A 13,369-nucleotide genomic window follows, 5' to 3' on the forward strand; every position below is an offset into this window, starting at 1 on the left:
AGTTGGTTAGCACTTTTTAGACTTAAGTGTGTGTGTTAAAAGTTTAATTCTTATAATGAATTTCTTCTTAATTTCTTCCTCCTTGTGGTCTTCCTCCTTGAGGCCTTTGCCCATTTTGGTTTTGTCCTTTTTCTAATTCTTCCTTTGTGATAAATCCATCCTTATCTGAATCTACTTTTGAGAAATGTTCAGACAAAGGTCCTTTTACTTCATCTTTAGATAGCTTACCATCTTTATTAGTATCCATTTTGCTTATTAATTCAGTAGCATTTGGTCGCTGACCTTGACCTCCTCTTGGTCTTTGTCCACCTCCTTGTGGTCTAGCTTCTTCATAGTCTCCCATTAAACATCTACTGATATATGGAAACTCGGCTGTGACTAAATACATATAAACTCCATCAATTGTGATACCGTTGCATTCATCTAAGTCTCCTGAACCTGCTATATATTCAAAGTCAGAAGTAAATGTTCCATCATGATGACCACCGACAGAAATATCGATAGATTGATGCGGATTTTCATAGGTGCAATCTTCCCCTTCTCTATTACCATCTATAGCCTTATAACTTGGTTTGAATTTCCCTGATTTAGAATAATACATAGGAAAACCATCGTGCGCAAAACCAACATGTACTAAATCTTCGCCTGCATCAAATTCTTCAATTACAGAGGTTGGTGTTCCATGATAATGATAAGCACCTGTTGGTTGCACATGTGCATGATTAAAATCTAAGCCTAAATCTATAACATCTTGAAGTGCTTCTACTCGATAATTTTCGCCTGTATCACATTCAACAACCTCAGCTGTTCCCGGTTCAAATTTAATACCATTCAATGCTATTCCTGGCTCTCTTGCCCAAGTTGCTTTGCCTGTATATTTTGGGTTTAAAGGAAAACTGTAAGTATTATTCTGAGCAGAAATTGTATTTGGATTTCCTGGGTTTGGAAATTCTCCTGTTTTATGATTTGGTAAAGCATTGGTTACCATAACTCGTGCATCTTTGGTAAGTGTCACTTTTGTTTTGGTACCATATTCTTCATTTTCTAAATCGTAAGCACCAAAATAATGAGTCATATTAGAAAAGCTTTTTGTTGAATGAGAATGTGTCTCTCCACCATCATGACTATGTTCTCCTTTATTTTTTTGACTATTACAACCTAATAAAAAAGCTAAAGCCATTACACTTGTAATTCTAACAATGTATTTCATCTTTTAAAATTATTTGAATTAAAGTCTCACCCCTTAACAGACACTGATCCACTTACTCCATGTAAACAGCCTAAAACTTGATTGCTACCAGCATCTCCTGCGTGGTAATGGTAACCTCTAATCTCATCATAATGTCCACCACAATCATCTAAATCATGGTATCCATTACCGTTTTTGTCCTTGTGCGCATAGATTCCAAAACCATCCATAGCATAACCAATCATTGGTGCATGAGTATCTTTTTGCGCTATCTCTTTTGTCTTACCTGTAACGGCATGATAATGATAACCTGCATGTGGATTAACATGACCACCAGCATCATCTAAAGGTGCTAAAGTATGTGCTGAAAGTATAGCATGTGTTGGTGCTGGAGCATCAAAATTAACACCGTTAAATGCAACTCCAATACCGTTTCTTCCTAATGCATTTGAATTTTCTAAATACATAGGTTTAACAGGAATAATGTAAGTTGATACTTTCTCTCTATAATAGTCTGGTAAACATTCTACACAATAATTATGATACTTTTCATCAACATCTGGTCTTGCTGCAGCTTCACATTCTTCTTGAGTCTTTGTAACTTTAACTGATCCATCTTCTCTAAACAACGCCCATTCTTCATCAGAATAAAATTCTTTAAGGTTGGCAATAAAATGGCCATCTACATCATAGACTTTATCATCTTTAAACCAAATACCACCTTTATCTTTACCGTCATTAATATGTGTTGGACACCATGGTCCCATTTTGTGTTCTTGAGGTTGAGAAGCTGTTGTAATAACATAACATAGGGCTTTTGTACCATTAGATAGCGTCCGTTCTTCTGTTGTAATTTCTTTTAATAAACTTTCCTTTATAAATAATGAAGGATCTACATTTATAGTGACTTCGAAATCTTTCTGAACACTGTTGTTAGTTCTAGTCTCTCTTGGTTCTCTTCTCTCTGGTCTCGGTGCACTTTCTAATTCCTCTTTAGAGAGAAAACCATTATTATTAGTATCTATTGTAGAAAAATCATTTGATAAAGGGCCTTGCACTTCTGACTTTGATAATTTTCCATCTTTATTAATATCCATCTCATTTATTAAATCAGTGACACTAGGTGCCTGCCCTTCTCTTGGATTGACAATATTATCATCATTAGATTTTGTACTTGGCTTACAGCAGAAGAATGTTACAGTAAACACAAATATTATCATCGCTTTTAAGATCTTGGAATACTTCATAAATAAATGGATTTAAAATGTTTCAATTAAAGTTAACCTATTAGTTCTATTCCTTTCTGTTTTTGGTTTTCTTATCGTCTTTTGAATAAAACGCTTTTAACTCTTCTATATCTAATTGACTATCACCATTTACATCAATCTCAGAAAAATTAGCCATCAAATCTCGCTTGTCTTTTGCGGCAACCTCCAATTCATTTAATTGTCCATCTTCATCTTGATCTACTTCTTTTAAAAGTTTCTTTATAGATACTCTTTTAGGTTTTCTGCTGTCTAAAGACGCTTCCAATTCTTCTAAATCTATAAATCCATCTTCATTAGCATCTATGGTATCAAAATCTTCAGAAATCTTTCCTCTTTTGTCTTTTGCTGCTTCATCTTTATCAATTTTATCATCGTTATTGATATCTAACAATTTTAATATTTCTGAAGCATTTGGTTTTTCGCCTTTTGGTGGTCCACCACCTTGTCTTCCGCCTCTTCCTCCTTGTCCTCCACCAGGAGGTCCTTGAGCAAACGTGGTTAAACATAGTAGCATTGAAAATACCGTTATTACAAATGTTATTTTTCTATTTTTCATTTTGATTCTTATTGTTTTTATTTTTAGATGTGTTATTCTAAAAAAACTTGTGTTAATAACATAAAAAAAAAAGCTTCATGATAAAATCACAAAGCTCTTCTACTATTAAACAATATAAATTACTCAATTATTTTCTTGCTATTTTTAATACTGTAATTTCATTTACAACCACTAGATATAATCCTTTAGAAAAAGAAGTAAAATCAATATTTACAGCGTTTTCATTAACGTAACTTCCTTTAAACAATTGCTGACCTTGAAGATTATAAACCTCGACAGATTCAATTGAAAAATTGGTATTTTCTAGAGTTAAATAATTGTTTGTTGGATTTGGGAAGTACTTTAAATGATTGTTAAATGTTACTTCATCAACAGAGAGCGTTTCGTTATTGGCGCCAAAAGTTGGAGCTTGAATTACAAAATCACCAGTTCCGTTTGGATTTCTGGCATAAGCCATATCTGTAGTTTGCTCACCAAAAGTTATGTTTTGCAAAATAGTACCATCAGCATAAGATAAAATGGCTGTTTCACCACCTGACGAGAATTTAAAGTCGGCATGAAAATCTCCTTGTTCTGGATCTTTATCGCACCAAACTATTAAATAACTATCTGCATCTAAAGTTGTTCCTGCAGGAAATTGATAAACTAATGGATCTGAAGCATCATCTGATAAATACAAGTTATCTAAACTTAATGTTGCATCTGTAGTGTTATATAACTCAATCCAATCTTCATATTCTCCTTCTTCATCAGTTTCACCTGTATCATTTGAAGCTAAAATTTCGTTTATTACCAAATCACCAACGTTTAATGTGGCATAAGTAGCATCTACTGTATAAAATTCATACTCTGCTCTAGCAGGTGAAAATGCTCCAATATTAGAATTTTCAGCATAAATATAATATTGCATGTAGGCGTCATCAATAGTTACATCAATGCCATAAACGTTATCTCCTGCAGCTCCATCGTTGTGCGCTCCATCATCAAACATTTCTACTTTTGTAAATGGTATAGATTCATCTGTTCTATATCCTAAATACACATTGTTAGTGTCTGTAACATTTGCTGTAATTGATATATCATCACCTATAGTAGGTATTGCTACAGAAGATCCTAAATTGTTTATAGTGGGTTGTGTATTTGTAAAATCGGATTGTGATAACAAATATGAACTTCTTGAGCTCATTAAATTTGTAAGTCCAGAGGCCGTATTCATTCCTAAGCTATAATCCGTATTTATATTCCCTGTAAATTGAGCATCAGTGTAAAACTTATTAGTATCTGCTGTAACTGCAGTAGAGATTATAGCTTGATAATCATTAGCTAAAGTTAAGTAGTTTGAATTACTAATATTCTCTGTTAAAATAGTTTTATAATGTGCTAAATACATTCTCTTGTATTTAGGTACTGCTAACAATTTAGAAATTAAAGGAAAATCAGAACTCGTATCATGTAATAAATGGTCTAATTGCGCTTTTTGAGTGGTTGTATTTAAAGAACCACCTCCGCCACCTCCAGGACCACCTCCTCCGCTACTTTCACCTGTCATTGCGAAAGTACCAAAAGACATATTTAAATCCCATACTACAGGCTTAAACTGCCCATTGTTGTCTTTGTATAAATAATAATTTTGTTTAAACTGACCTATATAACTATCTAAATTTACCATAACATTATCAAATGCCAACATCCATATTGCCATATCAACATCTAAAACAGATTCAATATTAGTAATATCGTTATTTAAAGTGTACGTTAAATCTATTAAATCATCCCAATGTGCTAAAGCAACAGAAGGATCATCATCATCATCAGATTTAATTTCATAGGCATCATCATAGCTCGTATAACTTGTACCTAAATATTGTAAATTTGGTAAGTTGGTACTTTGAGGTCCGGCTCCATCTGGTGGACTACAACTAAAAAAAGCATTATCGTTAGAATTAAAATGTTTGTTTACAAATTTCTTAGAAATTGATTCTGTGTTTGTATATAAACCAATCAAAGTTCCGTTAACATAAACATTAGCATAATTAGCTTGAGGTGCATCCATATATTGGTTTACAATATTATAGGCTACTGTTTCTCTCACAAAAGACGGATCAAACATAACATTTGCCAATTTAATATCGGTATAACCTTGATGATCTTGATCTACATACGTATCTAATTCAATATGAAATGGATTCTTTGTTTGGTTAGCACTGTAAGAGCTATTTCCCTTATACTTTACACCAACTTGGTTATAAACTGTTCCGTTTATGGTTACAGAAGTAGCTTCCGTATAATTATTATCTCCAGCTTTTTCTGCATCTAATAGTGCGTCCCAATTGCTTTGAGCGAATTGGATTTCTATGGTCTGAATAGAATTAATATCATACAAATCTTGCGAAAACGCATTCATTGACAATAAGAATATCAATAGAATAGTAATTGTTTTTTTCATTTGTTAAGTTTAATTTATTGATGTGATACACCTTTAGATGCTTAAACAATAAAAAACTTGCGCTATATATTAAATAATTTTAAAAAAAACCAAAACCACAATTAAAATGCTAATAATTAAATAACTGAATCAGTATTTAATTAATGTATTATTTATAAAAATAACATCATTGTTAATTTTTTAATTACTTGTTCAATTGAAAAGCAATTATTTCTGTTTTGTTTCTTAAACTTTTAGCGTTTGTTAATTGTATTTCAGTTTGTAATAACCGATCTACCAAACTATTTTGGTATTCGCGACTTTTAAGCAATTGTGTATAGTTAGATTCAGTAGAAAACGTTTTGAAACAATTAAATTTGAATTCGCGCTTTTTTAGCATATCAATTAAAGAGATATAATTTTCTATCGCAGGTTGCAATCGATTAATAACGATGTTTTCAATCTTAGATTCTTGATTTTGAAAATTGTCTAGTTCATTAGGGTATGCTGCAATTAAATCTTTAAGTAAAACACTTTCAATAAACTCAAATTTATTTGTGGTATTAACTGAATTTATGGCTCCATTGTGCAATTGTGTAGGTTGGTAATTCACAAAAATAATATTTGTTTTTTGCGCTTCAGTATATTGACTTGGCAACTCGTCCATAACAATAGCAATGGTACCTTCTATAGCTTTTACACTCTCAGTATAATTAGCAATTGAAGCATCTAGAAGCACTAAGTTGGAGTTTAACTCTTCACTTAGTGATTGATATATTTTTAATTCTACTATTCTATTTTTTCTTAATTCATTTAAATTATTAATTTTCCAAGCAATTAAAACACCAATTACAATTAACAATATTTCTCCTATTGCATAAACGATGTAATTTCTCAATTTTCCTGAAATCAATAATTTCTTTCTTATTTTTCTAAATAATCTCATACCACTTACCATTATTTAAACATTTTATATAGATATTTTATATAGATATTTCTTAAAAAAAAGCTTCGCGATTTCTCACGAAGCCTTAAAAAAACCAATCAATCAAACTCTATTTATTTCTTTTTTTTCGTTCTGGCTTAGGAGCATTTTTAAACTCTTCCTCTGTAATAAAACCATCTTCATCTGTGTCTACTTTAGAAAAATCTTCTTTTAATGGTCCTTTTATCTCATCTTTTGAAAGTTTACCGTCTTCATTTTTATCCATTTCCTTTAACAACTCACTAAATGTTGGTGGCTCTTTTCTTTCTTTACGATTTTGAGATTGTGCATAAGAATTAGTAGACATAAATAATGCTATTCCAAATACTATTGCTACTGTTTTAAATGTTTTACTTTTCATCTTTTCAAATTTTAATGTTATATAAGTTTAGATGTGCTTCTACATATAAACTTGTGAGGTGTCTTGTTAAATAAAACACAAAAAAAGTACCATCTATTTTAAACAACAAAGCTTCGTAATTACTCACGAAGCCTTTAATAATCTAAAAACAATCAGCTCAAATAGCTAATAATATTATTGTCCATTTAAATAATTACTTACTGCTGTAGCTCTTGATACAACATGCGAGTTCAATGTACTAACAGCTGTTTGAAAATCTGAACTACTATTTAAAAATGAATACCCATCTAGTTCAGTGGTAGCATAAGGCTCTATTAAGGTAGAATATGTTGCGTATTGGGATTGAATAGTGTTTACATCAAACGCTCCATCTACAACCTCTTGAACGTATGCATTGTATTGCGCTTTATACACTTCATCTGCGTATAAATATCCAATTAACGGCCATTGAGAGCTACTTAATCCTGAAAAATCTAAAGGTAAAGAACCTCCCATATTTCCGGTTTGTAAAGCCTCATTATTATCCCATGGAATCCATGTTAATTTATTCGTATCTGGATTGTTGTAGAGATAATAATTATGAGTCATTTTACCATAAGTGTCCCAATTTTGGATGACCGTATTTGTTGCTAAATATTTTAAGAAAACATCCGTATCTAAAACAGCATCTAAATTAGTTCTCCATGTTACTGGATCAGAAGTTCTTGTAGCATCATTGATTATAGTATATAAACTTTGAACATCGGAGAAATCTGCATCATCTTCATTTGTCTTTTTAACAAATTCATTTTCATCGTAAGTACCATAAGCAAAACTAGCAGCATCACCGTCTGGTTTATATAAATTACCATCATCATCAGAAAATTGAGTATCTAAAACAGTATCATCTACTTCTTCAACCATGGTGTAAAGACCAAAATAAATTGGACCATCTCCATGATCTACATAAACAGTATAAAATGCAGTATGAGAACCTGCTAAACCTGCATTTCTAAATACATCACCTGCTACTTTTTCTCGTAATTGGGATTTGTCATTATAATTATTTTTAAGGCTTAGTTTTTTGAATCCATAAAAACGTTGGTTATCTATTTGTGGATAATCATCTTCAAACTCATCAAAATCTAATTTAAATGAAAGTTTTAAAATACCATTAGCCCAAGAAGAAGCTAAACTAGAATTACCTTTAAATCTTACTCCTACTCTGTACCATTCAATTCCGTTATAAAAAACCTCTGCAGGCACAAATATTGGATCTTCGTCATCATCGGAAAATGATCCATTTCCGCCACCAAATGCTCCATATAGATTAGTCATATCATCAAGCATATTTCCCCAACGAGATTCTGTAATAACGATATCTATGCGCTTTACAGCATTATCTTCAAATACCTCATCAAAATCTGGATCAGCATCTTTACTATGCGTTTCCGTGGTCCAATCTGTAGCTTCAAAATCAGTATCATCAATAATAACCTCTACCTCGTCACTAGATGAAGTTACATCATCATTACTGCAAGCATTAAAAGTCAGTATCGAGGTACTAATACATATTGCTACTAATAAAAATTTAATTGTGTTTCTCATGTTTTTCATATCTAATTATTTTTAAAACTTTTACTATTACTTAGATTTAGATGTAAATATGGTTTTTAAACTTGTGGATGCTATTGTTAAATAAAACACAAAAAAAAGACCTTCAATAGTTGAAGGTCCTTACTGTAAATTTTTAATATTACGAATTGCGAGGTGGTGGCCTATGCCCTTTTCCTTCTCCAGGTGGTGGAGGTCTCTGTCCTTGATCTCCTTGTCGTAACGCATCTTTTATTATAGTTTTAAACTTTTCTTTTTGCTTATCATTAGATAATTCTTGTATCATTTTAAAATGATAAAAAATCTCCTTGTCTTTTAGTTTTTCTTTTTCACAAATTAAAGATGAAATAGAATCGATTGTCGATTCATTTATTCCGTCTTCTGATAATTTACTGAAGAGTTCATCTTTTAAGCCTTTAATTTCATCTGACAAACGCATCATAATTTGATGATGACCTTGGCTATTTTCTTTAAATTGTGCTAATTGTGCTTTATTAAAACCCAGTTCTTTTACAATAAAATCTCTATTCCCTTGAGGTCCTTTTGATGTATTTTCATTGCTTTCACTCATGTAATTAAACAGAAAAAATCCATTCACTACAATTAGGAAAGCGACTAAAATGTATAATATATTATTCTTCTTCATGATTATTTTAATAAAGTAGATTCTGTGGTTGTAGATAGGCCATAAGACTCCGCAAAACTGCTCACATTTTCATCGTAAGTTGTTTCTTGTAAATTATTAAAAGCCATAATATTCAATACAACAACACAAACCAAAGTCGCTAATTGTAATTTTGGTGTAAACCATGAGTACGTTGCCGCTTGAATGTCTTCTGATGCATTACGAATTTTATGCATCACTTTCTCTTTAAAAAACGGAGACACTTTAACTTCGCCAATTGACTCTAACGAATCAAAAGTAGCTTTCACTTTTTCATTCATTTCAACATTTGTTTTCATATCTATATATTTAGATGCATAAGTCTAAAAAAACTTGTGCTAATGTTCGTTTTTATAATAATTTTCTAAAATTTTCTGTAAATTCTTCTTAGCTCTAAACATTACTGACTCTACAGAAGACAAGCTTTTATTTGTAATCTCAGCAACTTCTTGGTAACTTTTTCCGTCAACTTTATGGAGCGTAAAAATAACGGACTGACTTTCAGGCAATCTATTAATTGCCATAAATAAAGTTGAATTGAGTTCTTTGTTTTCTAACAAAATCCCTGGATGATTCATTTCTGTAAAATAATCTGTCTTATCCATCGGAATTGCATTTCCTGTTATAGACTGTAAAAAAGCAAAACGTTTTTTAGTACTCTTCTTTCTAATAAACTCTAAACACTTATTAGTTGTAATTCTATAAATCCAAGTTGATAATTTTGAATCACCTTTAAATTTATGAATAGAATTGTAAACCTCAACAAAAACATCTTGCGCAATATCCTCTGCATCTTCTTTATTAGGCACAAAGGAAATACACGTGGCAAATACTTTTTGCTGAAAATCATCGACAAGCTTACTGTAAGCTACAGTGCTTTTCAAGTTTAATTCTTTTATAAATTCAGTTTCTGTCAAAAATTATTTGTGTTGCTTGATTATTTTTAGATGCTTTTAAAAATAAAAACTTGCGGTAATATTAATTATTTTTAAAAATAACACTTTTGAATAAAGTCTCACAATTTTAATCTTTTAGCTTACCTTTGCACGTTATTTTTGCAGAACACATTTTGCATATTGAAAATTAAACATTAGTTATGAGATTACATAGAAACTTATGCTTTGCCGTAATTGACGGATTACACCTTATTTTTAACGAAGGTGAGTATGCAGATAAAGTAATACAGCAATTACTAAAGCGTGATAAACGTTGGGGAAGTAGAGATAGAGGATTTGTTGCAGAAACCGTTTATACCATTGTACGTTACCAAAGATTATATGCAGAAATTGCTAATGTAAAAGCACCTTACCATAGAGATGATCTATGGCGAATGTTTGCTGTTTGGGCAACTCTTAAAGGTATAAAATTACCGGATTGGAAATATTTCACAGATACTCCTACTAGAAAAATTAAAGGACGCTTTGATGAATTATCTAAAATTAGAAAATATAGAGAGTCTATTCCAGATTGGATTGATGAATTGGGTGTTGCGGAATTAGGTGAAGCAGAATGGACTAAGGAAATTGCTATGCAAAATGAGCAAGCTGAAGTTATTCTTCGAGTAAATACCATAAAAACAAATAAAAAAGACTTACAACTTAAGTTACAGTCTGAAGACATTGAAACTGAGTTTTTACCAAATCATCCTTCGGCATTAAAATTAGTAGAACGTGCTAATGTATTTAAAACTGAAGCCTTTAAAAACGGTTGGTTTGAAGTACAAGATGCTTCTTCTCAATTAGTTGCAGATTACCTAGACGTAAAACCCGGAATGAAAGTCGTTGACGTTTGTGCTGGTGCTGGTGGAAAAACATTGCATTTGGCTTCTTTAATGGAAAATAAAGGTCAGCTTATTGCTATGGATATTTACGAAAGTAAATTGAAAAAACTCAAAGTAAGAGCACGTAGAAATGGTGTTCATAACATTGAGATGAAAGTGATTGATTCTACCAAACCAATTAAAAAATTGCATGGTAAAGCAGATCGTTTACTAATTGATGCACCATGTTCTGGCTTAGGAGTTTTACGTAGAAATCCAGATGCGAAATGGAAATTGCAACCTGAGTTTATAGAAAACATAAAAAAGACACAATTAGAAGTTTTAGATCAATACTCTAAAATGGTAAAATCTGGTGGAAAAATGGTCTATGCAACGTGTTCTGTTTTGCCTTCAGAAAATCAAAAACAAGTTGAGACATTCTTAACAACAGAAGCTGGTAAAGAATTTACGCTTGTAAAAGACAAAAAGATATTAGCCTATAAATCTGGTTTTGATGGATTCTATATGGCACTTTTAGAAAAAAAATAATAAAAAGCAGTTTCCCCCAAACACCATTCTGCCTCAATTATTATTCCCTAATAATATTTTAACCTACTGATTATGAAATACCTTTACATTGTATTCCTATGCTTTTCTAGCATTGGTTTTTCTCAAATCCCTTCAAGTTATTATGATAGTGCAAACGGACTATCTGGTTTTACTTTAAAAACAGAACTGAAAAACATAATAACTAATAGTCATATTGATCAAGGCTACAATACGCTGTTTACGGGTTACGTATCAACCCACTCTGATAATATTATAGAAGCAGGTTACGAAAATGATGATACCATTTTGTTGTATTACACAGAAAATCCCAATGGTATCGACTCTTATACTTATAATCATGGATCTCCCAACCAATGTGGTAGTTATGTTGACGAAGGGTCTTGTTACAATCATGAAAGCTTAGTTCCACAAGGAGCATTTAGTTCTGCTTTTCCAATGAAAAGTGATATACATCATATCACACCAAGTGATGGGTTTGTAAATGATAAAAGAGGTGATTTACCTTTTGGTATCGTTGGTAATGCAAATTGGACTTCTTTAAACGGTACTAAACGCGGAATAAGTGCAACACCAGGATATACTGGAGTTGTATTTGAACCAATTGATGAATTTAAAGGCGATATAGCAAGAGCGATTCTCTATTTTGTGACCAGATACGAAGATACCGTAGATGGATATACTAGTTTTCCAATGTTCAATGGCACAGAAAACCAAGCTTTATCTAATTGGTCTTTAACGATGTTATTAGATTGGCATTATAATATCGATCCTGTTGACCAAAGAGAAATAGATAGAAATATCGCTGCATATAACTATCAAGGTAATGCTAATCCTTTTGTTGATCATCCTGAGTATGCAAATATGATTTGGATAGATACCCAAGCTCCAACAAATCCTATAAATTTAGCAGCTTCTAATCCAACAGACAATTCTATAGATTTAACGTGGCTACCATCTACAGATAATATAGCAGTTATTGGTTATGATGTTTACATCGATTCTATTTATGCCTTTACTACAGCCAATACAACTACAACAATAAATGGATTAACACCAGCTACAAATTACTGCTTTACAATAAAGGCAAAAGACGCAGCTAACAATCAATCAAATTTCAGTGATCAAGTTTGTGATACCACCACAGATGCAGGCATAGGTAATACAAATTGCTTAATCGAAAATTTTGAAAATATAGGAGTGTCTTCAGCAACTTATAAAACCATTAGCTGGAATGGAAGCGATGGAGGTAATTGGATTGCTACAGATGCTAGAAATGACCAAACATTAAATACCAAAGCCATCACTATTAGAAACGGAGCCTTAACATTACCTACTACTTTTGGAGGTATTGGCTCTTTAACAATCACAACTAAACTTATCCTTTCAGGAACTAGCGGAACATTTAATTTAAAGGTAAACGGAAATATAGTAGGCACAATTCCTTACAGTGACTTAGAACAAACTTTTACTATACCTAATATTAATATTGAAAATAATGCAGCAATTGTTATAGATGGTAATAGTACTGCTACAAACAGTGTAAAAATTGATGACCTAAATTACACTTGTTATTCTGCTTTAGGGATTGATGATTTTAGTGTTAACCACATAAATACATATCCAAATCCCGTAAATAATCAACTCATAATTAGTCTAAAAAATAAAAGAACTACCACTATTGAAATTTTTGATATTTTAGGAAAGCGAGTTTTTAATACGATCATTGATAAGACAACTTCTCTTAATCTTCATGATTTAAAAACTGGAGTATATATGATAAAAATGACTCAAAATAACGCAACGATTACAAAAAAACTTCTAAAGCAATAATTGTAATAAAATTAGAAACTAAAGCAAATTTTTATAAATTGCTTTTGCTTTCTTAAGCTCTAAAAACAAACATCTTGTAGATTAATTTATATTTATAGTCAACATACAATAAGAGTTAGTATTGACGCTAAATTTCTAATTTATTCTAACGTTTATATCAGAATTTAGT

Annotated in this window: 12 protein-coding genes; 2 read left to right on the forward strand and 10 right to left on the reverse strand. The window is 31.5% G+C overall.

The features are described from left to right. Nucleotides 1–67: 67 nt before the first annotated feature. The 10 genes from DFQ10_RS15320 to DFQ10_RS15365 all read right to left on the reverse strand — a co-directional run bounded on the left by DFQ10_RS15320 (nucleotide 68) and on the right by DFQ10_RS15365 (nucleotide 9,925). Nucleotides 68–1,210, reverse strand: a complete 1,143-nt coding sequence (locus DFQ10_RS15320; RefSeq protein WP_245940740.1) for a YHYH protein — start codon at nucleotides 1,208–1,210, stop codon at nucleotides 68–70. Between the two features lie 26 nt (nucleotides 1,211–1,236). Further along, nucleotides 1,237–2,436, reverse strand: coding sequence for a YHYH protein (locus DFQ10_RS18735; protein WP_245940741.1), 1,200 nt, complete (start codon nucleotides 2,434–2,436; stop codon nucleotides 1,237–1,239). A 46-nt stretch (nucleotides 2,437–2,482) separates the two neighbouring features. Further along, the gene (locus tag DFQ10_RS15330; RefSeq protein WP_115818456.1) at nucleotides 2,483–3,013 is read right to left on the reverse strand and encodes an EF-hand domain-containing protein; all 531 of its coding nucleotides are present in this window, start codon (nucleotides 3,011–3,013) and stop codon (nucleotides 2,483–2,485) included. 127 nt (nucleotides 3,014–3,140) lie between these two features. Next, complete coding sequence (locus DFQ10_RS15335) at nucleotides 3,141–5,459, reverse strand: CotH kinase family protein (protein WP_115818320.1); 2,319 nt, start codon at nucleotides 5,457–5,459, stop codon at nucleotides 3,141–3,143. A 184-nt stretch (nucleotides 5,460–5,643) separates the two neighbouring features. Next, nucleotides 5,644–6,384, reverse strand: a complete 741-nt coding sequence (locus DFQ10_RS15340) for a hypothetical protein (RefSeq protein WP_115818457.1) — start codon at nucleotides 6,382–6,384, stop codon at nucleotides 5,644–5,646. A gap of 109 nt (nucleotides 6,385–6,493) precedes the next feature. Then, the gene (locus DFQ10_RS15345; RefSeq protein ID WP_115818321.1) at nucleotides 6,494–6,784 is read right to left on the reverse strand and encodes an EF-hand domain-containing protein; all 291 of its coding nucleotides are present in this window, start codon (nucleotides 6,782–6,784) and stop codon (nucleotides 6,494–6,496) included. Nucleotides 6,785–6,958: 174 nt separating this feature from the next. Then, nucleotides 6,959–8,371 (reverse strand): CotH kinase family protein, encoded by a 1,413-nt coding sequence (locus tag DFQ10_RS15350; protein ID WP_115818458.1) that lies wholly within the window; start codon nucleotides 8,369–8,371, stop codon nucleotides 6,959–6,961. A 148-nt stretch (nucleotides 8,372–8,519) separates the two neighbouring features. Continuing rightward, nucleotides 8,520–9,023, reverse strand: coding sequence for a hypothetical protein (locus DFQ10_RS15355; protein ID WP_147299235.1), 504 nt, complete (start codon nucleotides 9,021–9,023; stop codon nucleotides 8,520–8,522). Between the two features lie 2 nt (nucleotides 9,024–9,025). Beyond that, nucleotides 9,026–9,340 (reverse strand): hypothetical protein, encoded by a 315-nt coding sequence (locus DFQ10_RS15360; protein WP_115818323.1) that lies wholly within the window; start codon nucleotides 9,338–9,340, stop codon nucleotides 9,026–9,028. A 39-nt stretch (nucleotides 9,341–9,379) separates the two neighbouring features. Further along, complete coding sequence (locus tag DFQ10_RS15365) at nucleotides 9,380–9,925, reverse strand: RNA polymerase sigma factor (RefSeq protein ID WP_245940743.1); 546 nt, start codon at nucleotides 9,923–9,925, stop codon at nucleotides 9,380–9,382. 212 nt (nucleotides 9,926–10,137) lie between these two features. On the opposite strand from DFQ10_RS15365, the gene DFQ10_RS15370 reads away from it, so the two are divergent. Further along, entirely contained in the window at nucleotides 10,138–11,349 is a 1,212-nt protein-coding gene (locus DFQ10_RS15370; protein WP_115818325.1) for an RsmB/NOP family class I SAM-dependent RNA methyltransferase, read from the forward strand. 72 nt (nucleotides 11,350–11,421) lie between these two features. Further along, nucleotides 11,422–13,200, forward strand: a complete 1,779-nt coding sequence (locus tag DFQ10_RS15375; protein ID WP_115818326.1) for an endonuclease — start codon at nucleotides 11,422–11,424, stop codon at nucleotides 13,198–13,200. Nucleotides 13,201–13,369: the final 169 nt, after the last annotated feature.

It is taken from the genome of Winogradskyella eximia, from assembly GCF_003386165.1.
GTDB classification, from domain to species: domain Bacteria; phylum Bacteroidota; class Bacteroidia; order Flavobacteriales; family Flavobacteriaceae; genus Winogradskyella; species Winogradskyella eximia.

What these genes read in the sequence shown, in the direction of transcription:
- DFQ10_RS15320 (WP_245940740.1), bottom strand. Translation starts at nt 1,210, where the DNA reads ATGAAATACATTGTTAGAATTACAAGTGTAATGGCTTTAGCTTTTTTA.
- DFQ10_RS18735 (WP_245940741.1), bottom strand. Translation starts at nt 2,436, where the DNA reads ATGAAGTATTCCAAGATCTTAAAAGCGATGATAATATTTGTGTTTACT.
- DFQ10_RS15330 (WP_115818456.1), bottom strand. Translation starts at nt 3,013, where the DNA reads ATGAAAAATAGAAAAATAACATTTGTAATAACGGTATTTTCAATGCTA.
- DFQ10_RS15335 (WP_115818320.1), bottom strand. Translation starts at nt 5,459, where the DNA reads ATGAAAAAAACAATTACTATTCTATTGATATTCTTATTGTCAATGAAT.
- DFQ10_RS15340 (WP_115818457.1), bottom strand. Translation starts at nt 6,384, where the DNA reads ATGAGATTATTTAGAAAAATAAGAAAGAAATTATTGATTTCAGGAAAA.
- DFQ10_RS15345 (WP_115818321.1), bottom strand. Translation starts at nt 6,784, where the DNA reads ATGAAAAGTAAAACATTTAAAACAGTAGCAATAGTATTTGGAATAGCA.
- DFQ10_RS15350 (WP_115818458.1), bottom strand. Translation starts at nt 8,371, where the DNA reads ATGAGAAACACAATTAAATTTTTATTAGTAGCAATATGTATTAGTACC.
- DFQ10_RS15355 (WP_147299235.1), bottom strand. Translation starts at nt 9,023, where the DNA reads ATGAAGAAGAATAATATATTATACATTTTAGTCGCTTTCCTAATTGTA.
- DFQ10_RS15360 (WP_115818323.1), bottom strand. Translation starts at nt 9,340, where the DNA reads ATGAAAACAAATGTTGAAATGAATGAAAAAGTGAAAGCTACTTTTGAT.
- DFQ10_RS15370 (WP_115818325.1), top strand. Translation starts at nt 10,138, where the DNA reads ATGAGATTACATAGAAACTTATGCTTTGCCGTAATTGACGGATTACAC.
- DFQ10_RS15375 (WP_115818326.1), top strand. Translation starts at nt 11,422, where the DNA reads ATGAAATACCTTTACATTGTATTCCTATGCTTTTCTAGCATTGGTTTT.